We start from the raw sequence: 23,456 nt of genomic DNA, 5'->3' as shown, positions 1-23,456 counted from the left end.
CCGCCGCCGACACTATCCGAACTCGTGGACGCAGCGCGAGCGTCGGATCACCGTCTGGCGCGGGCGTTGTCCCGGTGGGGTCGGCCGTGCCCGTCGTCCCGGTCGATGCGCAGCTCGCGCTCCAACTCGGTGATGACCGCGCGCAGGTCGTCCAGCCGTTGGGTGAGCGCGATCCGGTCCACCTCGTCCGGTACGCCGTCGCCGTCCTCGTCGTACCCGGGAGCCAGTCGCTCGGTCATCTCCAACCGGCGGGCCTCCTCCATGGAGTTCACGATGACAGCGATGAGGATGTTGAGCAGCAGGTTGACGGTGATGACCACGTAGCTGACGTAGTAGAGCAGCGTCCATGGTGAGATCGCCATGCCCTGCTCGATGAGGTCCGGCAGAGTCTCCAGCGACAGCAGCACGAACAACGTCAGCAGCGAGCGGCCGATGTCGCCGTACTCCTCCGGATACCTGTTGCCGAAGATCAGCCAGCCGGCCATGCCGTACACGTAGAGCGTCACCACGGCTAGGGCGAGGAACCCGGTGACTCCCGGCAGGCTGCGCCACAGTGCGGAGACGATGGTCCGCAGACCCGGTGAGAACCGCACCAGGCGGACCATGCGGGCGACCCGGACGACCCGCAGCAGCGCCGGGTCGCCGTGCAGGCCCGGGATGAAGATCGCCGCGATCACCACGAAGTCGAAGACGTTCCAGCCGTGCCGGAAGAAGTCCTGTGGGCGTCTGCCGTAGGCGGCCAGCCGGACGGCGATCTCGATGACGAAGACGGCCCGGAAGAACAGCTCCAGGCCGTGCAGCGCGGTGCCCGCCGGGCTCAGATCGTCGTACGTCTCCAGGCCGAGAACGATGCCGTTGGCGAGGATGACCACGACGATGGCGATCTCGAAGGGCCGTGACCGGGCGAGCCGGTCGCAACGGCCGGTCCATCCGGAGCGGTGCGACGGCGGTGTGGACGGACCGCCCCGCTGGGCGGGCACGGGTGCGTCGGTCACCAGTCGGCCGGCTCGATGAGGCGTGCCGGGGCCGGGGCCCACCTCCGGCCGTCGTCCTGGCGGTGCGGATGGTGTGCGGGCATGCCCACCACCCTAGCCAAGATCAATGACGCTGCGCGACAGTGCCGTCAGTGCAGCGTGACGTGTTCGCTGCGCGTCGACGCGATCCGTGCGGCGACGACAAATCGGAACGCCGTGTGCGATTTACAGTAGATCAGTGAGTGACACAGCCGCGAGCGACCCCGACCGGCAGCCGATCTGGAGCAGGCCCGAACGCGGCAGCCGTGGCCCCGCTCCGGCGCACAGCCGGGAGGCCATCGTCGTGGCCGCCATCGCCCTGGCCGACACCGAAGGGCTGGCCGCGGTGTCGATGCGCGCCGTGGCCGCCACGCTCGGCACCGGCGCCGGATCCCTCTACCGCTATTTGTCGTCCCGCGATGACCTGCTGGACCTGATGACCGACCGGGCGGTGGGGGAGCTGCGCCCGTACCCGCAGGTGGAGGGCGACTGGTTGGAGACGATGGTGCTGCTGGGCCGCCGGCAGTTGGCACTGTTCGGCGCCCACCCGTGGCTGCTCGACGTGATCCACCGGCCCTCCGGCATCGGCCCGCAGAGCCTGGCCTGGTTCGACAACTGCATCCGGATCCTGGAACCAGTGCGCTGCCCTGCCGCCGCCAAGTTCGAGACCATCGCGATGATGACCGGCGTGGTGAGCCTCTTTGCCCGCCGCGAGTCCGCCGCCGGGGCGTTCAGCTTCGCCGGGGTGGACCTCGCGGCGTACCCGCACCTGGTCGCGGCGTTCCGTCAGCCCTCCGGACCGGCACCCCGGGCGGACCTCGTCGAACGGACAGTGCGCAGTCTGCTGACCGGCCTGCTGCTCGCGGAGTCGACCGAGGCGGGCTGACCCGCCTCGCCTCGGCCGGGACGCGGGAGCGCCCGCAGCCGGCGTCACGTCGCGGCGGTGAGATATCGGCGGTAACCGAGAGCGGACTGCGCGAACCCGATGGACGCGTAGAACCGGTGGGCGTCGGTGCGAGCGGCGTTCGACACCAGTTGGACCTTGTAGCAGCCGGCCGCCGTCGCCTCGTCGAGCGCCGCCAGCATGAGGGCCCGGGCAACTCCGCGACGGCGCCAGCCGGGCGCGACCACCACGTTCTCCACCAGCATGTACGGTCGCGCGCCGTGGGTGAGGTTGGGGGCTACGAGGGTGTCCAGGGTGCCCACGAAGGTGTCCCCGGCGACGGCCAGCAGGAGGCTGCGGCCGGATTGGGCGTGCAGGTCGCGCCAGGCGGTGGCGAGCCGGGCGGTGTCCGGCCGTGCGTCGTCGGGGGCGAGTTGCCACAGCACGTCGAAGACCAGCTCGGGGTCGTCCTGCGCCACGGCGGCCCGGACGACGAAGTCGCCGCCGCTCACCGGGCCGACGCCGGAGTGTCCAGGTCGGACCGCACGGCGTGCCGACATGGCGGTCCGACGGGCCGGGCGAGTTGCTCATCGACGTGCCTCACCATGTCGTCGAGGATACGTGCGCGGCTTCACGGCGTGGCGGGCGACGGCGACCGGAGGCCCCGCCGCCCGCTTCGGCGATGGATCGGGTTCAGGCCCGAGCGGCGCGGATGGCGTCGTGCAGCGGGGTGCTCGGCCGGCCGAGCAACCGGCTGAGGTCGTCGCTGTCGGTTGCCAGCTCGCCGTTGGCGATCGAGTGGTCGAGCGCGGCGACGAAACCGGCGGTGCCCGCATCCAGGCCGACGTTCTCCAGGGCCGAGGCCAGGTCGGCGGCGGACATGTCCTGGTGGACGACTGTGGTGCCGGTGACCTCGGTGACGGCCTCGGCCAGCTCGTCGAAGGTGAACGCGGTGCCGCCCAGTTCGTAGACGGCGTTGCCGTCCTCTTCCCGGGTCAGCGCGGCCACGGCCGCCCCCGCGTAGTCGGCCCGGGTGGCGGCGGAGATCTTGCTGCCGCCGGTGGCGCCGAGGATCGTGCCGGACCCCAGGTACTGCGGGAGCTGGTCGGTGTAGTTCTCGGTGTACCAGCTGTTGCGCAGCACGGTGTAGGTCAGACCGGACGCGGCGAGGACCTCCTCGGTGGCCTTGTGCTCCGGGGCCAGCGGGTTCGCTGTGGTGTCGGCCTTGAGGATGCTGGTGTAGACGAGACGCTCCACCCCGGCGAGCTTGGCGGCGTCGATGACCGCTGTGTGCTGCGCGACGCGCTGACCGGGGGTGTCGCCGGAGATGAGCAGCAGGCGGCGTACGCCGGCCACGGCGCCGGGCAGCGTCGACGGGTCGTCGTAGTTGGCCTTGCGGATCTCGACCCCGTGCGTGGCCAGGTCGGCGGCCTTCTCCGGGCTGCGGACGATGGCGGCGATCTCGGCGGCGGGTACGCCGCTGTCGAGCAACTGCTCGATCACCAGGCGGCCCAGCCGGCCGGTGGCGCCGGTGACGGCATAGGTGGGCATGGGAACCTCCGGAGGGTAGGGGTCGATCAGTAAGCACTTACGAATCTACAGCACTAACTTATGGGCGGCATGGGATAGGCTGGTGAGGTGAGCGACATGCCGGCCCAGGACCCGGCGGGGCCTACCCAGGAATTCGTCAGCGATGTGTTCGCGCGGGGTTGCACCTCCCGTGCGGCCTTCGAGGATGTCACCTCGAAGTGGGCCTCGCTGGCCCTGTTGGCGCTCGGCGAGGGCCGCTACCGGTTCAACGCGCTGCGGCGCCGCATCGACGGGGTCAGCGAGCGGATGCTGTCCCAGACCCTGCAGACCCTCGAACGCGACGGGATGCTGACCCGCGAGGTGCTCACCGCGATCCCACCGCGCGTCGAATACTCGTTGACCCCGCTCGGCGCCCGGGTCGCCGAGCAACTGCGTGGCCTCGCCGACCTGCTGGAGGCCTCGGTGCCCGAGTTGCAGACCGCCCGCGACAGCCGCGAGCGCGACCGGGGCTAGCGCGATCTCGCGCCGGCCTCGCGTCGCGCCACCACCGTCCGTGGGCTCTGGCGGATGCGCTGGGTCGCCACGACGCATCCCAGCACCACCAGCGCCGCCGCGATCGAGGCGGGGGAGACCACCTCGCCGAGCAGCAGCGCCGACCACCCCAGGGTCAGCACCGGCTGGGCGAGTTGGACCTGGCCCACCTGCGCGATACCGCCCCGGGCCAGGCCCGCGTACCAGGCGAAGAAGCCCAGGAACATCGAGACCCCGGTGAGATAGCCGAACGCCGACCAGCCGAGAGCATCGGCCCGCGGCGGACCGGCTGCGGCGGCAACGACAGTGACGGGAACGGTGACGGGCAGCGAGAGCAGCAATGCCCAGCAAATCGTCCGAGCGCCGCCCAACTCGCGGGCAAGTGCGCCGCCCTCGGCGTAGCCGAGGCCGCAGAGCACTACCGCCGCGAGCAGGAACAGGTCGGGCAGGGTGAAGGCACCGCGTACCGCGCCGCTGGCGCCGAGAAAAGCGAGAACCGCCAGCAGTCCGCCCGCGCTCACGATCCAGAACAGCGGCGGTGGGCGCTCGCCGGCCCGCAGCACCGCGAACACGGCCGTCATCGCGGGCAGCGCGGCGATGACGACAGCGCTGTGCGCGGAGGTCTGGGTGAGAAGCGCCATCGAGGTGAACAACGGAAAGCCGACGATGACTCCGAGCGCGACGATCGGCAGCCGTTGCCACTGACCGCGGGTGGGCCGCCGTGCGCCGGTGAGACGCAGGTACGCCCATGCCAGCAGCCCCGCGCCGACAGCCCGGCCGAAGGCGACGAACCACGGGTCGAGCTGCTGCACGGCGATCCGGGTGGCCGGTAGCGACAAGCTGAAGCCGAGCACGCCCAGGGCGCCGAGGCCGAGCCCGACGATCCGATCCGCTGTTACCGTGTTTCCGGCAGTAGCGCTACTCTTGTCCCTCATGGAAAACGGTAACGCAGCGCGGCGCGTTATCCAAGATCTGCGGGGTCTCGCGGCCGCCGCCGGTCCCGGTGCCCGGCTGCCCTCGGTACGCGAGCTGACGGCCCGACATCAGGCCTCGCCGGTGACCGTCGCCGAGGCGATCCGCCAGTTGGCGGCCGAGGGGCTGATCGAGGCGCGACCCGGCCGAGGCACCTTTGTGGCCACTGAGCCGGACGAGCCGGGCGTACCCGACCTGTCCTGGCAGACCGTCGCGCTCGGGCCCCGCCGGTTCGGTCAGGACGAGATGCGGGCGCTGTTGGCGCTGACGCCCGCCGGCACGATCCCGCTGTCCGGGGGCTACCTCCACGCGGACCTCCAGCCCGCCGCCGCGCTCGGCGCCGCCCTCACCCGGGCCGCCCGCCAACCCGCGAGCTGGCAGCGTGGGCCCGTCGAGGGGCGCGCGGACCTGCGCGCCTGGTTCGCCCGCGAGGCCGGGGCAGGGCTGCACGCCGAGGACATGGTGATCTGCCCCGGTGGACAGGCCGCCCTGTCGTCCGCGCTGCGGGCGCTCACCACGCCCGGCGACGCCCTGCTCGTCGAGTCGCCGACCTACCTGGGTGCGTTGGCCGCCGCCCGCGCGGCCGGGCTGCGGGTGGTGCCCGTGCCGGCCGACGCCGACGGGGTACGACCCGACCAACTCGCCGCCGCGTTCGCCCGCACCGACGCCCGACTCTTCTACTGCCAGCCCCTGTACGCCAACCCGCACGGCGCGACGCTGGCGGAGCACCGCCGGGCGCAGGTCGCCGAGGCCGTACGCGACGCCGGGGCGTTCCTGATCGAGGACGACTACGCCCGTGACCTCACCATCGACGATCCGGCCCCGCCACCACTGGCCAGCGATGATCCCGACGGCCACGTCATCTACCTGCGCTCGCTGACCAAGTCGACCGCCCCCGGGCTGCGCGTCGCCGCCATCGGAGCCCGTGGTCCGGCCGGGGCGCGACTGCGCGATGCCCGGGTACTCGACGACTTCTTCGTCGCCGGACCACTGCAACAGGCGGCGATCGACTTCCTCACCTCTCCGGTGTGGTCGCGGCATCGCCGGGCACTGCGCACGGCCCTCCGGACACGTCGTGACGCGTTGCTGACCGCGCTACGCCGGCACCTGCCAAGCCTCACTCCACATTCGATTCCACGTGGCGGCATGCACCTCTGGGTACGCCTCCCCGCCGGCACCGACGACGCGGCACTGGCCGCTGCCGCGGCGGCCGAAGGCGTCGCCGTCTTCCCGGGCCGGCCCTGGTACGCGGCTGAACCCCCGGCCCCGCACCTGCGCCTCACCTACGCGGCAGCCGCACCCGAACTCATGGACGAGGCCGTGCGACGCCTTGCCCGCGTCCTTCGCTGAACACCGGGCGCCTGGCTGGTTGGCGTCCGTGCGGGTCTCAGGTGTTCAGCGTCTCGCGCGGCGGCACCCCGAAGCTGGCGTGGTATCGCGCGGTGAACCTGCTGTGGCTGGCGAATCCCCACCGACTGGCGATTGCCGAGACCGTCTCCTGGCGCGGGTCGGCGCGTACCAGGTCGTGGTGTGCCCGGACGAGCCGGACCCGACGCAGGTAGGCCATGGGGGTGGTGCCGAGGTGACGGCGGAAGGCGAGTTGCACCGCCCGGAGGGAGACCCCGGCGGCGCCGGCGATGTCGGCCGCGCTGATGTCCCGCTCGGCGTGCTCCTCCAGAAACGTGATCGCGCGTCGCAGCGTGGCGGTGGTGGCGTCGTTCCGGTCGGCGGCGGTCGGTTCGGTGAACGCGGTGTTGGGGAAGACCGCGAGCGCGGCCGCGGCCAGCATCCGGGCGGCGTTGCCGATCACCAGCGACTGTGCCCCGGCGGCCGGGCTGTTCAACACGACGTCGCGGACGAAGCTTGTGGTGTTGCGCCACTGCCGGGCCAGGGCCGTGCTCGCGGCACCCAGCTCGGTGAACTCGATCCGACCGGGCCGGCGGGCCGGCGCGGTGGTGGCCACCTGTGCCAGCACCGACAGGTCCAGTACGCAGAGCTCCACCTCACCGGGATGCCAGCGGACGGCGCACGGCTCCTCCGGCCTGGTGACGAGGAAGACCTCGCCGGGGCCGAACCGGTGGGCGGATCCGGCGCAGGAGCGATCGACGTGTGCGGTGCGGGTGCGACCGATGACCAGCCCGCCGAGTGTGCTGGCATCGATCTCGAGGTGCCCGGTCTGGCGGGTCGCCGCGATGGCGAAGGGGCCGGTGTCGACGCGGCGGTGGGTGAGCCGGTATCCGTTCCTGCTCTGAATGCGCAGTCTCGGGTCGTACGCGGCGGACAGGAATTCCTGGATGGCCGCCGGGTCACGGCTGTCGAACTGGTGGGTCTGCACTGGCGATGACGTCATCCGCTGTCTCCGTCCGGTGGAGGTGCCGCCGGGTGCTGGAACGGGTGCCGACGGCAGGTTCGGGACGTGCCGGGGTGCTCGGCGGTGACCCGGCACGTCGTTGGCCGGCGGTGCGGTGGGATGGAACGTCGCGAGCGGGACGGCAGCGACCGGTTGAGCGTGTCGGATCTGGTCTGACCATTCACTGACGCTGAGGCGCAATATCTGTAGATGGGAATGTCACCATACGACAATCACCGACGTGCCGTCCCGCGAATCACCGCGACGTGTCGGCAGCTCGACTTCGTTTTCCGACTAGTGCGCCACATGGTTTTGCGTCTGCTGTCCTAGCCACCCTCGTGGCCGACAGCGAAATCTTGTTCATGATTCGTCGGAGGATGACCGGGTCACTGCCGGGAGGCCGACCCACGGAGGGGGAAACGTTGGACAGTACCGATCCTGACCGCGTCGTTCGGTTGGCCGTCGCCGAGGCGCTGGCCCGGGTGGCGGACGAGGACAGCCTGGGTCTGGGCGAGGGGGACGCGCTGGAGAGGCTCGGGCGTGGGCTCCGCGAGGTGCTGCGCCGCGCACTCGACGACCGGGTGCCACTGACCACGCCGGAGTTCGTCGACCTCTGCCGCGACCTGCGTCTGCACCGTGACGCCTTCGACCTGCTGGGGCACTATCTGATGACCGCGTTGCTGACCCAGCACGTCGGACCGGACGCCCTGATCCGCGTCGGCGTGCTCTTCGGCACCGTCGGGCGTTACCTGCCCGGTGCCCGTCCGGTGGCCCACCGCAACGAAGGGCCCGCGGCACGGCGACGTGACGTGCGCTCGGACAACAGCGTCGTCGGTCGGTACCGCCGCGCCAAGCTGCCCGAGCACCTCCCCAACCCACCGAGCTGGACCTGCACGGGATGTGGCCGCGAGTGGCCCTGCGCCACCAAGCAGAGCCAACTGCTCGCCGAGTTCGGTGGAGCGCGCGCCTCCCTCGCGGTCTATCTCGGCTCCTGCCTCGTCGCCGCCGCTCAGGACCTGCCCACGATGCCGTTGCCCCGGGTCCGGCTCCGCTTCCTGGGCTGGCTGCCGCGCGCCCGGATCTGAGCGGACCGTCGGCAGGGCACCGGTCGTCCGGTGCCCCGACCCGGACACGTCGTGCGGGTCCCGACTGGACGCTGTGCGAGCACGGGGTGACCCGCTGCTGCCCCACCCGACGATGCGCGCAGGCCGGGGCAGGGTGTTCATCGTGCGCACCAGCTGCGTACGGCGGCTGTTCACCGCCTTCTCCGAGGCTCCTTGATCGAAAGAGCATTCGCTTGATCGAGGAGAGGCTCTCAGGTGAGAGACAAGCATCCCGAAGAGACCGAGCACGCGCAGCTGTCCCGGCGCAAGCTGGTCAAGTACGCGGGCGTCGGCGCGACGCTGGCCGCGGCCAGCCCACTGGTCGGTTCCGGCGTGGCCTGGGCCGACGAGGACCGCCGGCCGGGTGACGACGACAAGACCGACCGGGGCAACTCCAAGAACCGGGCGTGGCGTGCGGGCGACCACCACATCCACTCCGAGTACAGCGGCGAGTTCGACACCACGAAGTCCCCGATCGTCTTCCACAAGGGCGCGGACGCGGTCTACCCGATCGTCACCAACGCCATCATGGCGAAGAACTTCGGCCTGACCTGGGCGATGTGCACCGACCACGGTGGACCGACCCACTCGAAGGTGAACATCGAGCAGGCGTACCCCGACCTGCTGCGGTCCCGCAAGCTGGTCCCCGAGGTGCTCCAGTTCTGGGGCATGGAGTTCGACGCGCCCTCGCTGGACCACCACACGCTGATGATCCCGCGTCACGAGGACGAGGCGAAGCAGCTCTTCGAGCTGGAGAGCCGGTTCGCCAAGTACGACGCGTTCCCCACCGACCCGGCCCGCGACACCGAGGCCAAGATGGTGGAGTTCCTCAAGGTGGCCCGGGGTATGCCGCACAAGCCGCTGGTGATCGCCCACCACGCGTCCCGTTCCGCGCCCGGTCTCGGCGTCTACGGTCAGGACACCCCGCGCGAGTTCCGCAACGGCAACAATGCCGCGCCGGACGTCTATATCGGCTTCGAGGGCGCGCCCGGTCACCAGGCCGGACCGCTCAACGGTGGCAAGCGGGGCGGCTACGGCAACCACCCCACCTACGGCGGCTTCGACCAGATGACCGCCCGGGTCGGCGGCCTGTGGGACTCACTGCTCGGCGAGGGCCGGCGCTGGTGGATCACCGCGACCTCGGACTCACACGTGCACTGGACCCGGGGCGGCTCCGACTTCTGGCCGGGCGAGTACAGCAAGACGTACGTGCACGCCCGCCAGGACTACGGCGACATCATGGACGGCCTGCGCAACGGCCGGATCTGGGTCACCACCGGTGACCTGATCCGCAGCCTCGACGTCACCGCCACGTCCCAGGGCCGGACCGCCGAGGTGGGCGAGACGATCACGGTGAGCCGTCGTAGCCGCACCGATGTCGAGATCGAGATCACCTTCCGCCCGCTGGGTGGGGTGAACGCGAACGGTGACCGGCCCGAGGTCCGCCGGGTCGACCTGATCGTCGGCCAGATCACCGGCCCGAGCGCCAGCCTGGACGCCGACACCAACCCCACGACCACTGTGGCGGCCCGGTTCGGCCCGCGGGACTGGCGTCGGCACGGCGACAGCTACGTCATCCGGCACACCTTGCGCAACGTCGAGGCGGACACCTACGCGCGGGTGCGGGGCACCAGCACCGACGAGGCCGAGCCGCTCGCCGACGGGCTGGAGAGCCCGTGGGACGACCTGTGGTTCTACTCGAACCCGGTCTTCGTGCACGTGCGCTGACCGAGTGCGGTAGCGACATCGCGGGCCTGTCCGGCATCGCTCGATTGACGACGTCGGGCGGTGTGGGGCAGGCCCGCCCGCGGTATCCGCAGGTCAGTCGGGCCTGCTGCGGCGGGCTCGGGGGGTGGCGGTCCGCCCGCTCCGCGCCGCCGCGGCGCCGGTCCGGCGCGCAGCGGGTGCCGCCGTCGTAGTCTCGGCCTGCACCTGGGTGACCACCTCGCAGAGGTCGCGCAACGGGTCCACCGCCTGCGCCGAGCAGGCGACCTTCTGCAGCAGTGACCGCAGCGTCGCCGACTCGGTCGACGTGAGCGCCCCCAGCAGGTGCGATTCGACCTGCCGCAGTGCCAACCGCCGCTGCTCCCAGGCGGCACGACCGGCGTCGGTGACCTCGATCAGCCGGTTGCGCCGGTCGGCCGGGTCCGCGCGCCGGGCGACGAACCCGGGCCGCTCCAGGTCGTCGATGAGGTACGTGAGGACGGTGCGGTCGATGCCGATCTCCTCGGCGATGGCGCCCTGGTTCCGGGCCGGCCCGTTGCTGGCCGCGGTGAGTAGTTGGTAGCCGCGCGGGCCACCGGGAAAGTCGGTGAGCGCGTGCTCGGCCGCCCGGACGTAGCCGCGGAAGACGATCCCGAGCATCCAGCCCAGGTCGTCGTCGAGCGGATCGGGCCGGTCCGGCCGGTGAGTGGCACCCGTCATGCCCCGACAATAGCGCAGTGAGTCAGACCTTGTTGGCAGAAGATGTTCTGTGTGGCATAAGGTTAAGGTTGCGACGCATCGTCCGAGGCGTCGAGGAAATCGGGAGGCTCGCAGATGAGCGACTACGGCCACGACCTGGTCTTCGGCTCCTTCGTCACGCCCAGCGCTGACAACCCGGACCGCGCGGTCGGCGTCGCCGTCCTGGCCGAGCAGGTCGGGTTGGACCTGGTCACCTTCCAGGATCACCCGTACCAGCCGGCGTTCCTCGACACCTGGACGCTGCTGAGCTTCGTCGCGGCCCGCACCAACCGGGTGCACCTGGCGGCGAACGTGACCAACCTGCCACTGCGCCCGCCGGCGGTCCTCGCCCGCAGCGTGGCCAGCCTGGACCGGCTCAGCGGTGGCCGGATCAGCCTCGGCCTCGGGGCGGGGGCGTTCTGGGATGCCATCGAGGCGATGGGCGGCCGACGGCTGACCTCCGGCCAGGGCGTACGAGCGCTGGAGGAGGCCATCGAGGTCGTCCGTCAGCTCTGGGACGTCGAGACGCGCGGCGGCGTGCGGGTCGACGGCGAGTTCTACCGGGTGGTGGGCGCCAAGCGCGGTCCCGCTCCGGCCCACGCGGTGCCGATCTGGCTGGGTGCGTACAAGCCCCGGATGCTCCAGCTCACCGGTCGTCGGGCCGACGGTTGGCTGCCCACGCTGGGCTACCTCCAGCCCGGTGATCTGACCAAGGGCAACGCGATCATCGACGACGCCGCGCAGCAGGCCGGCCGGTCCCCGCAGGACGTGCGTCGGCTGCTCAACATCGCCGGAGAGTTCTCGACCGTCGGGCGCGGCCCGCTGAACGGGCCCGCCGAGCAGTGGGCCGAGGAGCTGGCCGAACTGGCGCTGGAGGAGGGTGTCGGCACCTTCATCCTGGGCAGCGACGACCCCGACGACCTGCGCCGCTTCGCCGGCGAGGTGGCCCCCGCCGTCCGCGAGCTGGTCGCCGCCGAACGTGACCGGGACGCGGCTCCGGAGCCGGAGCCCGTCGCTGCGCCGCCCGCGCGGGCGAGCCGCGCCACCGCGACCGGTGGTGCGTTCGCCGTGGTGCCGACCCCGGACGACGGCGTACGGCGAAGCGAGCAGCAGGTGTGGGACGAGTCGGCCCGGCCGACCGGGCCGGCGCCCGACCCGGAGCGCACCTACACCCCGCAGGAGCAGGCCACCGGCGCGCACCTCGTGCAGATCCACGACGGCCTGCGCGCCGAACTGGCCCAGATCCATGACCTGATCGAGCAGGTGGCGGCGGGCGAGATCGACGCCGGCGCGGCCCGCTCCCACATCAACACGATGACCATGCGGCAGAACCGGTGGACGCTCGGCGTCTACTGCGAGTCGTACTGCCGCATCGTCACCACCCACCACACCATCGAGGACCAGTCGCTCTTTCCCCGGTTGCGGGCGCGGGACCCCCGACTCGGCCCCGTGGTCGACCGGCTGGAGCAGGAGCATCACGCCATCCACGACGTGCTGGAAGGTGTCGATCGTGCGCTGGTCGCGTACGTCGGGTCTCCGGACGGCATCGCCGAGCTGCGCGCTGCGGTGGACCTGCTGACCGACGCCCTGCTGTCGCACCTCAGCTACGAGGAGCGGGAGCTGGTGGAGCCGCTGGCGCGGCTGGGAATCGCCTGATCACCGCGCCGCTGCGGCGGCTCGGGGTTGCCCCGATCTAATCTGAGAGACTACTCTCGAAACATGTCTCTCAAGAATCCGTACGGGGATTTCGAGATCACCGAGCCGCAGGCGCTGCGGGCGCTGGCCCACCCGGTACGCCTGGCGATCCTCGAACACCTTCAGCGGCACGGCCCGGCCACGGCAACCGGGCTCTCACCGCACGTCGGCGCCACGCCGTCGGTGGTCAGCTGGCACCTGCGGCACCTCGCGACGTTCGGCCTGGTCCATGACTGGGACGGCGCCACCAGCAAGCGGGAACGCTGGTGGCAGGCCGTCGCCCGAGGCTTCCGGTTCACCGCCCCCGAGGGCACCGAGGGGCAGTCCGCCGTCCAGCAGCTCCGCGCGGAGATGTTCGCCCGCAACGCCGACGCACCCCAGCAGTGGCTGCTGCATGAGGAGCCCCGACTGCACCCCGAGTGGCGCGCGCTGGCCGGCATGGCCGACACCCGGTTCGTGGCCACCGCCGCCGAGCTGCGGCAACTGGAGGAGTCCATCGAAGAGCTGATCGCCCCGTACGTGCGACGCAAAGAGGAGTCGGCCCCGGCCGACGCGCGGATCGTCCGGATGCTGCGCTACCTGCTGCCCGAGCCGGGGGACGAAGCCCCGGCCGAGCCCAGCGACGACGACGCGGCCACGTCGTGACCGCCGCCATCGACGCCTCCGCCGACACCGGGCCCCCGCCGACCCTGCACCGAGACCGGCGGTTCCGCACCTTCTGGGTCAGCGAGACGATCTCCCATTTCGGCGATCGGATCAGCGAACTGGCTCTACCGCTGATCGCCGTCACCCTGCTCACCGCCACACCCGTGCAGGTCAGCGTTCTCACCGCGCTGATCTGGCTGCCCAACCTGCTGGGCCTGTTCCTGGGCGCCTGGGTGGACCAGCGCACCCACAAGCGGCGACTGCTGATCATCGCCGATGTGATCCGCGCCGCGGTGCTGCTCAGCCTGCCCGTGGCCTACCTGTTCGACGCGATCACCCTCACCCAGCTCTACCTGGTGGCACTGCTCACCGGCTTCGGAGCGGTGCTCTTCGCCATGGCGCGGCAGGCGTTCTTCGTCGGCCTGGTGCCGCGATCGGCGTACGTGGACGCGAACAGCAAGATGAGCATGAGCCGGTCGCTCTCCTTCATCGCCGGCCCGGCCGTCGGCGGTGGCCTCGTTCAGGCGCTCAGCGCGCCGGTCGCGATCGTCGTCGACGCGGTCTCCTTCCTCGGCTCCGCGCTGCTGCTCAGCCGCATCCCGGTGACCGAGCCCCCGCCCCCGCCGCGTCGAACGTCCACTCTCGGCCTGGTCCGCGAAGGGCTCGTGCTGGTACTGCGGCACCCGGTGCTGCGGGCCGCCCTCGGCTGCACCAGCACTGTCAACTTCTTCACCTTCATCGCCGGCGCGCTGCTGGTGCTCTACGCCAGCCGCGAACTCGACCTGTCGGCCGGCGCGATCGGCATCGCCCTCGGCTTCGGGGCGATCGGCGGATTCATCGGCGCGGCGCTCGCGCCGCGTGTCTCACGCGCCATCGGACTGGGCCGTACCGCCATGATCGGCGCGGTGCTCTTCCCCGCGCCGCTGGCGCTGACCGCCCTGGTGTCCGGACCCACCTGGACGAAGGTGGCCATGCTGGCGGCCATCGAGCTGGTCTCCAGCATCGGGGTGATGCTGATGGACGTGAACCTCAACGCCCTCCTCATCGCCGTGACACCCGCCGACGCGCTCGGACGCCGGGCCGGCGCCTACAGCGCCGTCAACTACGGCATCCGACCACTCGGCGCGCTGGTCGGCGGCGCGTTGGGCACCACCATCGGGCTGCGGCCCACCCTGGCCATCGCCGGCCTGGGTGGCGTGCTCGCCGTGCTGTGGCTGCTCGCGTCACCGGTGCGCCACATCCAGACCATCGACACGGCCTGAGGGCTGCGGGCGTACGGCCGACCTGGCTCTGCGGCCTTCGCAAGCGAAGCTCAGCCGGCCTCCGCCAACAGAATCCGAGCCAGCTCGGCGGGCTGGGAGAACATCGGCCAGTGGCCGGTGTCCATGGTGACCAGTCGCCAGTGGTCGCTGGTCAGCAGTTTCGCCACCGTGTCGTTGGGCTCAGGCCCGTCGAGCAGGCACTTGACGTACGTCGCCGGCAGCTCACCCAACGGCCGGGTCAGCACGGCCGGCTCGGTCAGCGTGGCCCCGGGATGCGGCGTGGAGCCCTCGATCAGCCGGGTGACCTGCTCGTCGGTGAGACCCTGACCGTCGACGTCGGCCGGGTCGAGCGGAGCCCAGTAGCCGTTGTTGTCGGCGATCTGCGCCTCGAAGGCCGCCTGGCCCTGCCACCAGCCGGAGGCGAACGACCCACCGTCGACCGGCACCTCAGAATCCACGAAGACCACCCGGCTCAACCGGTCGCCGATCCGCTCGGCGGCCTGACCCACCGGAATGCCCGAGTAGCTGTGCCCGACCAGCACCACGTCGTGCAGGTCGCCGCGCTCGATCTCGTCGACGATGTCCTGAACGTGGGTCTGCTGCCCGGCGGGCACATTCCGCCGGTCGGCGAGGCCGGAGAGGGTCAGCGGGTGGGTGCCGTGGCCGGCCGCCCGCAGTGGTGCCACCACCTCGTCCCATGCCGAGGATCCCAGCCACGCACCCGCCACCAACACGAAATCAGCCATGGGCGGACCCTAGCGGCACCCTCCGACAGCCCCGATACGTCGCTACCAGGCGCGGGCCGGGACCGGTGATCGCGAACGGTCAGCCGGTGGCGTCGAGGTGGGCAGCGATCTGCCTCGGCAGCGGATAGCTTCGTTCGGCCGGCAGGTGGTCCGTGGCCGCCCGCACGTCATCGGCCCGCACCAGTTCCCGGACGCGGTGGACAGCGGGGGTGATGTCCGTGACGCTGACCGTCCAGTCGTCGACGTACCGGGCGACGGCTTCGCCGGACAGCCCGACCTGCAACGACCGGTAGGGCAACGCGCTCAGGTGCAGTGTCCGTTCCGGATCCCACTGCACCCGGACCGGGCTGGCCTTGAGTTGCCGCGACCACGTCGCCCGGTCACCGTGCAGGCCCTTGTCGTAGTGACTCAGACAGGCTCGCGCCAGCGCCCACTCGAAGCCCTCCCGCGTGATGTCGATGGACAGCACGCGCTCCTGCCCGGGCTTGGTGGCCCAACCGCAGCGGTACATCATCCACAGGAACGACGGCTTGATCCAGGTCATCCGGTCGCGCTTGAAGGGGGCCACGAAGCGACCGGCGGCCACCGCCGGCAGCGCGATCTCCGGTGGGTACGCCTGGTACACGGTGATCGTGTCGGCCGAGAAACGAGCACGGATCTGACGGGCAGGAACAGACACCCTGCGATCTTCGCCCACCGGACCGCACCTCTCCACCGGGTTTCGTAGCCGGGCCGGGGAGACCCGTTGTGGACCGCCGGATTGAGCACTCAGGCGTGGTCTTGGGCGGGCGGCCCGATCTCAACGGGCATCCGATAGATCTGGACCGGGTAGTCGACGGCCGAGACCCCGCCGTTGAGCCCGGCGGTCAGATGCAGTTGGGCCGCCGGCATCCACAGCCGGGCATCGGCGTCGAGCCACATCGCGTCCACCCAGGCCAGCCGGGGGTCGGCGACGAGTGTCCGTACGCTGCGGTCGGGAGCGAGGACCAGGACGCGCCGCCGTTCCAGGTCGCTGAGGTAGATGGTGCCGGTGGCGTCGATGGCAGTGCCGCCGGTGCTGGGTGTGTCACACCAGCGTTCGACCCTCCGGGCCAGCTCGACGGCGGACACCGACGGGTCGTCCAACCAGCGGGTGGCGATCCGGGACATCCCGCCGGAGGCCGGCTGGTAGTAGAGCCAGCGACCGTCCGGCGACACCTCCAACTGGTCCACGTGCAGGCGTACCTCGGCGCCGTCCGGGTCACGCAGCACGCGACCGTCGGCGACCACCGGGCCGCCCGCCGTGCTCGGATGCCCGTCCAACACCCGCCTCGACCGACCCGAGTCGAGGTCGAGCACGATGAGGCCGGCCGCCCCGGCATCGCTGAGATAGGCCATCCGGCCGTTGAAGCGGACATCGTCGACGTAGCTGCCCGGGTGCACCGCCTCGTCGAGGTCGTAGACCCGCTCTACCTGGTCGTCGTCCGGGTCGACAGCGATCAGCCGAGCGCCGCCCGGCACCTGCGCGCCGCCGATCCGCGGCGAACCCGAGTCGACGATCCACAACCGGCCGTCCGGGCCGGCGCGCAATCCGTTGACGTGTACGAACGCCCCGCTCGGCGGCTGGTCGGCACGATTCCACGCGGCGTCGGGGTAGGGGACACGACGGCCGTCCGGCAGCGCCTCGACCACCTGTACGCCGGGCCGATCCGCCGACGGGTAGCTCAGGAACACCCGCTCGCCCACTGTGGACACGCCCGTGCACACCCGGTCCTCCTGGAACACCGGTGTCAACCGGTGATCCTCCTCGGTGGGCAGCGACGACATGGACCTGCTCCTCACCCGTTCGGCGGCGCCTCGGCTTCAGCCGGTAACCGACGTCGGCGGCCGTCCGGTTAGCCGGCAACGAACGGCCACTGCCGCCCGGCGCGGTATCCCCGGAGCGTGCCGGCCGAAACCGCCGGTCGCAGGACACCGACGCTCAACCGGCGGCAGGGCGCCCCGGCGCTCACCCAATCGGCGGTGCCGGGGGGCCGACCCGGGCGGCGAGCCGCTTCGGGGCCATCACGCAGTAGCTCTCGGTGAGCAACTCATCCACCTCCTCCCAGTCGGTGTTCTCGTCCAGGACCATGCCCATCACGTTCGGACTCCAGTCCGGTTTGTAGAAGGGGTGCCCCGTGGCGAGGAGCCCGGCGATCTCGTCGAGTGGCGACCGGAAGGTCAGCAGGCAGGCGGGCTGATCGAGTGCGGCAGCCCGTGCGTGCACCGGCTGGCGATCGGGGTCGACGGTGAGCACGTGGGCGATGGTCCGCTTGCGGATCCGCCAGCGGGTGCCCACCCACGCCGGCTCCTCGTAGGTTTCCGGCAGCTCGAGACAGATCGGCCGCAGCCGGTCGAGAACCTCGGGCGGGACGTCTCCGGGTGCGGTCACGGACAACGACGCTAACCGGTCGGTGTGACAAGTTCCGCTCGTCGAACCCCACCCGGGCCGGTGGTGCGCGCCCCGTCGATCCGCCAGGATGGGCGGGGCGACAGTGGGCCGTCGCCCCGGCCCGACCCGCCCCCGTGCCCGCTGAGGAGTGCCGTGCCGTCCACCCTGCTCTCCCGCCGTGACCTCGACTTCCTGCTGCACGAGTGGCTGCGGGTGTCCGAGCTCGTCGAGCGCCCCCGCTACGCCGAGCACTCCCGGGAGACCTTCGACGACGCCCTGGATCTCGCCGAGCGGGTGGCCACCGAGCAGTTCGCCCCGCACAACCGCGCCGCCGACCTGGCCGAGCCCACCTTCGACGGGCAGCGGGTGCGGCTGATCCCGCAGGTCCGCGCGGCGTTGGACAGCTTCGCCGAGACGGGCCTGCTCACTGCCGGGCTGGACGCCACGGTCGGCGGCCTGCAACTGCCGCACGCCGTAGCGGCTGCGTGCTTCACCTGGTTCCAGGCCGCCAACGTGGCCACCTCGGCGTACCCGTTCCTCACCCTGGGCAACGCCAACCTGCTGCTGGCGCACGGCAGCCCCGAGCAGGTCGACACCTACGTCCGGCCCATGCTGGACGGCCGGTTCTTCGGCACCATGTGCCTGTCCGAGCCGCACGCCGGCAGCTCGCTGGCCGACATCACGACCCGCGCCGAGCCGCAGGCGGACGGCACGTACCGGCTCTTCGGCACCAAGATGTGGATCTCCGGTGGCGACCACGAGTTGGCCGAGAACATCGTCCACCTGGTGCTGGCGCGCATCCCGGGCGCACCGCCCGGCGTCAAGGGCATCTCGCTGTTCATCGTGCCGAAGGTGCTGGTCGGCCCGGACGGGTCGCTCGGTGAGCGCAACGACGTGGCGTTGGCCGGGCTCAACCACAAGATGGGGTTCCGGGGCACCACGAACACCCTGCTCAGCTTCGGCGACGGCGCGCACACCCCGGCTGGCCGCGCCGGAGCTGTCGGGCACCTGGTCGGCGCGCCGCATCAGGGTCTGGCGCAGATGTTCCACATGATGAACGAGGCCCGGATCGGGGTCGGGGCGGGCGCCACCGCGCTGGGCTACACCGGCTATCTCAAGAGCCTGGCGTACGCGAAGGAGAGGCCGCAGGGCCGGCCGGTCGGCGCGAAGGACCCGGCCGCCGCGCAGGTGCCGATCATCGACCACCCTGACGTACGACGGATGCTGCTGGCCCAGAAGAGCTACGTGGAGGGGGCACTGGCGCTGGTGCTCTACTGCGCGCGGCTGCTCGACGAGCAGAAGACCGCACCGGCCGAGGCCGACCGCGAGCGCGCACACCTGCTACTGGATGTGCTCACCCCGATCACCAAGAGCTGGCCGTCACAGTGGTGCCTCGCCGCCAACGACCTGGCGATCCAGGTGCTCGGAGGTGCCGGCTACACCCGCGACCACGACGTGGAGCAGCACTACCGGGACAACCGGCTCAACCCGATCCACGAGGGCACCCACGGCATTCAGGCACTGGATCTGCTGGGGCGCAAGATGACCATGCAGGGCGGCGCTGGTCTCGCCCTGCTGACCACGACGATCGGTGACACTGTCGAGCGGGCCCGCAAGGTCGGGGGAGAGGCGTCCGAGCTGGCGGACCGGCTGGCCGCCGCGGTGGACCGGGTCACCGCTGTCACCCGTCGACTCTGGGCCGACGGTGACCCGGTGCTCGCGCTGGCCAACGCCAGCGCCTACCTGGAGGCCGTCGGGCACGTGGTGATCGCATGGATGTGGTTGGAGCAGGTGCTGGCGCTGCCGGCGGAGGGTGCCGGCGACGCGTTCCACGCTGGCAAGAGGCAGGCCGCCCGCTACTTCTTCGCCGTCGAGTTGCCCCGGACCGGCCCGCAGTTCGACCTGCTGGAGAGCCGGGACCGGACCACGCTCGACATGCGCCCAGACTGGTTCTGACCGGTCCCGCCGCCGTTCACCGTCGGCGGGACTGGTGGCTCACGGCCTGCCGCCCCTTGACGACGCCCCAGACGATCACGATCACCAGCGCGATCACACCGATGATGATCAGCCAGCGGACCGCCTCGAGAATCAACCCGAGCAGGATCAGCACGCCGGCGACCACGCCGACAACCCAGAGCAGCGCGCGCATGTCGACCTCCCGTAACCGGCCGCGCCTCGTGCGGCCGGCCCCGGCTCCTCGTTCCCCGTCCGGCCGACACCATGCACGCGCCGCATACCGAAGTCGATCAGGGGCCGGTACGCGCCACGTAGACGGTGTTCGCCGACTCCCCGCCGGTCAGCGGATTGGCGAACGGCACGACATGCGCGCGTACGCTCGCGAACACCTCGGTGAGAGCTGCGGTGAACTCGGCGTCCGGCGGGTCGTCCGACCAGAGCGCGAAGACGCCCTCGGGGCGTAGCAGGGCGGCCAGGCGACGCAACCCGGCCGGCGGGTAGAACGCCGCGTGGCTCGGGTGCAGGACGTTGCGCGGGGAGTGGTCGACGTCGAGCAGCACCGCGTCGAACCGCCGGCCGGGCACCTCGGCGTCGAAGCCGGTGTCACCGGCAACCGCCGCGAAGAAGTCGGCCTGCACGAAGCGGGTCCGCGGGTCCTCGGCGAGCCCCGCCGCGAACGGCAGCAGCCCTCGCTGGTGCCAGTCGATCACGTCCTCGATCGCCTCCACCACGAACAGTGAGCGCACCCGGGGGTCGGCCAGCGCCGCGCAGGCGGTGTAGCCCAGCCCGAGACCGCCCACCACCACGTCGAGCGAGTCACCGGCCACCTCGGCGAGACCGAGCCGGGCCAGCTCGATCTCCGCGACCGGGAAGAGGCTGGACATCAGGTACTCGTCGTCGAGCTTGACCTCGTACACCTCGACCTGGAGTGCCGGGTCCCGGCGTCGGCGCAGACTGATCGCGCCGATCGGGGTCTCCCGCCAGGCCAGCTCTTCGAAACGCGCGCCCACGGGTGCCCTCTCGCCGCCGGATTCGTCCACGGATGGTAGCGGTTGCCCCGCGACAGGCGGCCACGCAGGGTCCACGGGACATCGACGCAGCGCATATCCTGTGCCCGGCCGATCCACCGGAGGGGAAGTAACTGCTGGCGTTCTGACGGTCAGGAGTGTTCAGTGGTCGTCTAGAGGGGCGGTGTGAACTTGAAGGAGTGGGCGGCGGCTACCGGCGTCTCGTACGCGACGGCGGTACGAGTCCGGGACGTTGCCTGTTCCCGCGTACCGGCTCGCCGCGCGGCCGAGGTGGTCATCGAGGATCCGACGTGAAGACGATCCAGGCTTACCGGTTCGCTCTCGACCTCACCCCTGGCCAGGAACGCGCCGTGAGGGCGCATGTGGGGGCCGCGCGAGTGGCGCACAACTGGGCGCTGGCCCGGGTCAAGGCGGTCATGGACCAGCTCGCGGCGGAGCGCTCCTATGGGGTGCCGGATGAGTTGCTGACGCCGTCGCTGCCGTGGTCGCTCGCCGGGCTGCGCAAGGCGTGGAACGCTGCGAAGGCCGATGCGGCGCCGTGGTGGGGTGAGGTGTCGAAAGAGGCGTTCAACACCGGCCTGGATGCTCTCGCCCGTGGCTTGAAGAACTGGGCTGCTTCCCGTCAGGGCGGGCGGGGCGGCAGGCGGGTCGGTTTCCCTCGCTTCAAGTCCCGCCGCCGTGGCACACCGTCGGTGCGGTTCACCACCGGCGCGATTCGGGTCGAGCCCGATCGTAGGCATTCGGTGGTGGGGGTGGATGTCGGAATCAAACATCTTGCGGTGTTGTCCAGCGGCGAGCGGGTCGACAACCCGCGGCACCTCGTCGCCGTGCAGGCCCGACTGCGGGCGCTCGGTCGGGTGTTGTCGCGGAAGTCTGGGCCCCACCGGCGCACCGGCTGCCGCCCCTCGAACCGCTGGCAACGCGCGTCGAGGCGACTTGGTCGGGCCCATGCGCGGGTTGCGAACCTGCGCCGCGACGGGCTGCACAAGCTCACCACGAGGCTGACACGCGAACACGGCACCATCGTTGTCGAAGACCTGAACGTCGCGGGCATGCTGCGCAACCGGCGGCTGGCCCGGCACATCGCTGATGCCGGGTTCGCCGAGATCCGCCGTCAGCTGGCATACGAAACCAGGTGGAACGGCGGCCGGTTGCTCGTGGCCGACCGCTGGTATCCGTCCTCGAAAACCTGCTCGGGTTGCGGCGCGGTGAAAGCCAAGCTCGCCCTGCACGAGCGTGAGTACGACTGTGAGGCGTGCGGCCTGGTCATCGACCGTGACCACAACGCCGCACTCCGCCGGCAAGACCGGGACCGCCCCCACCGCAAGGCGGGGCAACCAATCACGCGCTCACTAGAGCGCACCGAAAGGTAACGGACTCATGCCGTCGCGGCAGGACCAGCTGCACTCCTACCAGTTCAGCGTCCAGCGGGCGGTCGCCGCCCTGGTGATGCGGGAGACCGACCCCGCCCAGTCGCCGTTTCGGCGGCTGGCCGGCGCCGGCCTGGCCAGCGTCCTGGTCGCGGCGATCGGGCTCGGTGGTTTCGCCCTCTACGGCCTGTTCGCCGGTGGCGGCAAGGGGTGGCGCGACCCGGGCGCGGTGATCGTGGAGAAGGAGTCCGGCGCCCGGTTCGTCTACCGCGAGCAGAAGCTGCACCCGGTGCTCAACTACGCCTCGGCGCTGCTCATCGTCGGCGCCGACCGTTCGAAGACCGTCCTGGTGTCCCGACGCACTATCGACGGGGTGCCGCGCGGGCTGCCGTTGGGCATCGCCGACGCACCCGACTCGCTGCCCGCCCCGGGCCGGCTGGCCGCCACGGCGTGGACGGTCTGCTCGACGGTCCCGGCCGGCACTGGCGTCGAGGCGCCCCGCTCCGCGTTGCTGATCGGCACCGAGCCCGACGGCGGTCGGCCGTTGGGCGACGACGCGCTGCTGCTGCGCCACCCCGACGGCGGGCTGCACCTGGTCTGGCACCAGCGCCGCTACCTCGTCCGTGATCCCAGCCGGGTGCTGGCGGCGCTCGCCACCACCCGGGCCCAGGCGGTTCGGGTGGCGCCGGCGCTGCTCAACTCGCTGCCCGCCGGCACCGACCTCGCCCCACTCGATCTGCCCGCGCTGGGCCGGCCCGCCACCCGGGTGCCGGGTGCGGCGATCGGCACTGTCTACCTGGTGAGCAACTCCGGTGGCGGCCGGCAGTACGCGGTGGCGCTCGACGCCGGCCTGGCCGGCATCACCGAGTTGCAGGCGGGGTTGTTGCTGGCCCGCACCGGGCAGGTCGAGCCGGTGCCGATGACGTTGGGTCGGTTCGCCGCGCTGCCCACTGTGCCTGATCTCGCTCCGACCGGCCCGAACGCCCCGCCACCGAGCCCTCCCCGGCTCGCGGCCGGCGACGGTGGGGCGCTCTGCACCCGCATCGGCGACGACGGCGGGGTCGGTGAGGTGCGCTGGGGCGTACCGCTGGGGGACCTGACGGCGGTGCCCCGCACCGCGCCGACCGGCGGCGCGGTGCTGGCCGACCACGTGGTGGTGGAGCCGGGCCGCGGTGCGGTGGTCGAGGCCGCCGCGGCGCCCGGCGCGACCGGCGGCGCGGTCTCCGTGGTCACCGACCTGGGCCGACGGTACGTGCTGGCCGACCGCGAGGTGCTCCCGATGCTGGGCTACCGCGACGTGCGGCCGGTGCGGCTGCCGGCCGGGCTGGTCAGCCTGGTACCCGCCGGCGCCACCCTCGACCCGGCCGCCGCCCGCGCCGTCGCCGCCCCAGACTGAGGATGACCCGCCCCGTCGACGGGGCGGCGGTGATCAAGAGGTTTGCGTCAGAAATTGGCGCGAGCCTGACGGAAATCTCTTGATCACCGGGAGGCACCGGGAGGCACCGGGAGGCGGACGGTGG

24 protein-coding genes are annotated in these 23,456 nt (G+C 71.5%); 12 read left to right on the top strand and 12 right to left on the bottom strand.

What is annotated here, in order from left to right:
- Nucleotides 1–47: 47 nt before the first annotated feature.
- Nucleotides 48–995 carry an ion transporter gene (locus NIE111_RS14735; RefSeq protein WP_238684923.1) on the bottom strand — a complete coding sequence of 316 codons (948 nt, stop codon included), beginning with the start codon at nt 993–995 and terminating at the stop codon, nt 48–50.
- 217 nt (nt 996–1,212) lie between these two features.
- Here NIE111_RS14735 and NIE111_RS14730 point away from each other — a divergent pair, with 217 nt between their 5' ends.
- The gene (locus NIE111_RS14730) at nt 1,213–1,899 is read left to right on the top strand and encodes a TetR/AcrR family transcriptional regulator (protein ID WP_238684922.1); all 687 of its coding nucleotides are present in this window, start codon (nt 1,213–1,215) and stop codon (nt 1,897–1,899) included.
- 44 nt (nt 1,900–1,943) lie between these two features.
- Here the strand turns inward: NIE111_RS14730 and NIE111_RS14725 are convergent, their stop codons facing one another.
- On the bottom strand, nt 1,944–2,456 hold the full coding sequence (locus tag NIE111_RS14725; RefSeq protein WP_238684921.1) for a GNAT family N-acetyltransferase: 513 nt from the start codon (nt 2,454–2,456) through the stop codon (nt 1,944–1,946).
- A gap of 133 nt (nt 2,457–2,589) precedes the next feature.
- Nucleotides 2,590–3,447, bottom strand: coding sequence for an SDR family oxidoreductase (locus tag NIE111_RS14720; protein ID WP_274531141.1), 858 nt, complete (start codon nt 3,445–3,447; stop codon nt 2,590–2,592).
- Nucleotides 3,448–3,543: 96 nt separating this feature from the next.
- Between NIE111_RS14720 and NIE111_RS14715 the strand changes: the two genes are divergently transcribed.
- Complete coding sequence (locus tag NIE111_RS14715) at nt 3,544–3,939, top strand: winged helix-turn-helix transcriptional regulator (RefSeq protein WP_196924914.1); 396 nt, start codon at nt 3,544–3,546, stop codon at nt 3,937–3,939.
- Here the strand turns inward: NIE111_RS14715 and NIE111_RS14710 are convergent.
- Nucleotides 3,936–4,892, bottom strand: a complete 957-nt coding sequence (locus NIE111_RS14710; protein ID WP_238684920.1) for a DMT family transporter — start codon at nt 4,890–4,892, stop codon at nt 3,936–3,938. The genes NIE111_RS14715 and NIE111_RS14710 overlap by 4 nt on opposite strands.
- On the opposite strand from NIE111_RS14710, the gene NIE111_RS14705 reads away from it, so the two are divergent.
- Nucleotides 4,891–6,279, top strand: coding sequence for an aminotransferase-like domain-containing protein (locus NIE111_RS14705; protein ID WP_238684919.1), 1,389 nt, complete (start codon nt 4,891–4,893; stop codon nt 6,277–6,279). The genes NIE111_RS14710 and NIE111_RS14705 overlap by 2 nt on opposite strands.
- 37 nt (nt 6,280–6,316) lie before the next feature.
- Here the strand turns inward: NIE111_RS14705 and NIE111_RS14700 are convergent, their stop codons facing one another.
- Nucleotides 6,317–7,279, bottom strand: a complete 963-nt coding sequence (locus tag NIE111_RS14700) for a helix-turn-helix transcriptional regulator (protein WP_238684918.1) — start codon at nt 7,277–7,279, stop codon at nt 6,317–6,319.
- A gap of 422 nt (nt 7,280–7,701) precedes the next feature.
- On the opposite strand from NIE111_RS14700, the gene NIE111_RS14695 reads away from it, so the two are divergent.
- Both NIE111_RS14695 and NIE111_RS14690 read left to right on the top strand, forming a co-directional pair.
- Entirely contained in the window at nt 7,702–8,364 is a 663-nt protein-coding gene (locus NIE111_RS14695) for a hypothetical protein (RefSeq protein WP_238684917.1), read from the top strand.
- Nucleotides 8,365–8,598: 234 nt separating this feature from the next.
- Nucleotides 8,599–10,110, top strand: a complete 1,512-nt coding sequence (locus NIE111_RS14690; RefSeq protein WP_238684916.1) for a CehA/McbA family metallohydrolase domain-containing protein — start codon at nt 8,599–8,601, stop codon at nt 10,108–10,110.
- 93 nt (nt 10,111–10,203) lie between these two features.
- Here the strand turns inward: NIE111_RS14690 and NIE111_RS14685 are convergent, their stop codons facing one another.
- The gene (locus NIE111_RS14685; RefSeq protein WP_238684915.1) at nt 10,204–10,806 is read right to left on the bottom strand and encodes a MarR family winged helix-turn-helix transcriptional regulator; all 603 of its coding nucleotides are present in this window, start codon (nt 10,804–10,806) and stop codon (nt 10,204–10,206) included.
- Nucleotides 10,807–10,920: 114 nt separating this feature from the next.
- Here NIE111_RS14685 and NIE111_RS14680 point away from each other — a divergent pair, with 114 nt between their 5' ends.
- The 3 genes from NIE111_RS14680 to NIE111_RS14670 all read left to right on the top strand — a co-directional run bounded on the left by NIE111_RS14680 (nt 10,921) and on the right by NIE111_RS14670 (nt 14,426).
- Nucleotides 10,921–12,480, top strand: a complete 1,560-nt coding sequence (locus NIE111_RS14680; RefSeq protein WP_238684914.1) for an LLM class flavin-dependent oxidoreductase — start codon at nt 10,921–10,923, stop codon at nt 12,478–12,480.
- Between the two features lie 63 nt (nt 12,481–12,543).
- The gene (locus NIE111_RS14675) at nt 12,544–13,164 is read left to right on the top strand and encodes an ArsR/SmtB family transcription factor (RefSeq protein ID WP_238684913.1); all 621 of its coding nucleotides are present in this window, start codon (nt 12,544–12,546) and stop codon (nt 13,162–13,164) included.
- The gene (locus NIE111_RS14670; protein ID WP_238684912.1) at nt 13,161–14,426 is read left to right on the top strand and encodes an MFS transporter; all 1,266 of its coding nucleotides are present in this window, start codon (nt 13,161–13,163) and stop codon (nt 14,424–14,426) included. Before NIE111_RS14675 ends, NIE111_RS14670 begins: the two co-directional genes overlap by 4 nt.
- 50 nt (nt 14,427–14,476) lie before the next feature.
- On the opposite strand, the gene NIE111_RS14665 is transcribed toward NIE111_RS14670, so the two are convergent.
- The 4 genes from NIE111_RS14665 to NIE111_RS14650 form a co-directional block, all read right to left on the bottom strand.
- The gene (locus NIE111_RS14665) at nt 14,477–15,172 is read right to left on the bottom strand and encodes an alpha/beta fold hydrolase (protein WP_238684911.1); all 696 of its coding nucleotides are present in this window, start codon (nt 15,170–15,172) and stop codon (nt 14,477–14,479) included.
- Nucleotides 15,173–15,251: 79 nt separating this feature from the next.
- Complete coding sequence (locus tag NIE111_RS14660) at nt 15,252–15,851, bottom strand: DUF4291 domain-containing protein (RefSeq protein WP_238684910.1); 600 nt, start codon at nt 15,849–15,851, stop codon at nt 15,252–15,254.
- 89 nt (nt 15,852–15,940) lie between these two features.
- The gene (locus NIE111_RS14655; RefSeq protein ID WP_238684909.1) at nt 15,941–16,978 is read right to left on the bottom strand and encodes an SMP-30/gluconolactonase/LRE family protein; all 1,038 of its coding nucleotides are present in this window, start codon (nt 16,976–16,978) and stop codon (nt 15,941–15,943) included.
- Between the two features lie 181 nt (nt 16,979–17,159).
- Complete coding sequence (locus NIE111_RS14650) at nt 17,160–17,582, bottom strand: MmcQ/YjbR family DNA-binding protein (RefSeq protein ID WP_238684908.1); 423 nt, start codon at nt 17,580–17,582, stop codon at nt 17,160–17,162.
- Nucleotides 17,583–17,735: 153 nt separating this feature from the next.
- Between NIE111_RS14650 and NIE111_RS14645 the strand changes: the two genes are divergently transcribed.
- Complete coding sequence (locus NIE111_RS14645; RefSeq protein ID WP_238684907.1) at nt 17,736–19,538, top strand: acyl-CoA dehydrogenase; 1,803 nt, start codon at nt 17,736–17,738, stop codon at nt 19,536–19,538.
- A gap of 16 nt (nt 19,539–19,554) precedes the next feature.
- Here NIE111_RS14645 and NIE111_RS14640 read toward each other — a convergent pair whose 3' ends face one another.
- Nucleotides 19,555–19,731, bottom strand: a complete 177-nt coding sequence (locus NIE111_RS14640; RefSeq protein WP_238677404.1) for a hypothetical protein — start codon at nt 19,729–19,731, stop codon at nt 19,555–19,557.
- A gap of 97 nt (nt 19,732–19,828) precedes the next feature.
- A complete protein-coding gene (locus NIE111_RS14635; protein ID WP_238684906.1) occupies nt 19,829–20,548 on the bottom strand; it encodes a polyamine aminopropyltransferase in 720 nt (239 codons plus the stop codon).
- A 183-nt stretch (nt 20,549–20,731) separates the two neighbouring features.
- Here NIE111_RS14635 and NIE111_RS32005 point away from each other — a divergent pair, with 183 nt between their 5' ends.
- The 3 genes from NIE111_RS32005 to eccB are packed head-to-tail and all read left to right on the top strand — an operon-like array spanning nt 20,732 to nt 23,332.
- The gene (locus NIE111_RS32005) at nt 20,732–20,860 is read left to right on the top strand and encodes a hypothetical protein (protein ID WP_266302799.1); all 129 of its coding nucleotides are present in this window, start codon (nt 20,732–20,734) and stop codon (nt 20,858–20,860) included.
- Complete coding sequence (locus tag NIE111_RS14630) at nt 20,857–21,939, top strand: RNA-guided endonuclease TnpB family protein (protein WP_238684905.1); 1,083 nt, start codon at nt 20,857–20,859, stop codon at nt 21,937–21,939. The genes NIE111_RS32005 and NIE111_RS14630 overlap by 4 nt, the downstream gene beginning before the upstream one ends.
- A gap of 7 nt (nt 21,940–21,946) precedes the next feature.
- The gene (gene eccB / locus NIE111_RS14625; protein WP_238684904.1) at nt 21,947–23,332 is read left to right on the top strand and encodes a type VII secretion protein EccB; all 1,386 of its coding nucleotides are present in this window, start codon (nt 21,947–21,949) and stop codon (nt 23,330–23,332) included.
- The last annotated feature ends 124 nt before the right edge of the window (nt 23,333–23,456 follow it).

The organism is Micromonospora hortensis (genome assembly GCF_022230935.1).
GTDB classification, from domain to species: Bacteria; Actinomycetota; Actinomycetes; order Mycobacteriales; family Micromonosporaceae; genus Micromonospora; species Micromonospora hortensis.
The sequence above is the reverse complement of the archived record's forward strand: the minus strand, read 5'-3'. Positions and strand labels throughout refer to the sequence as shown.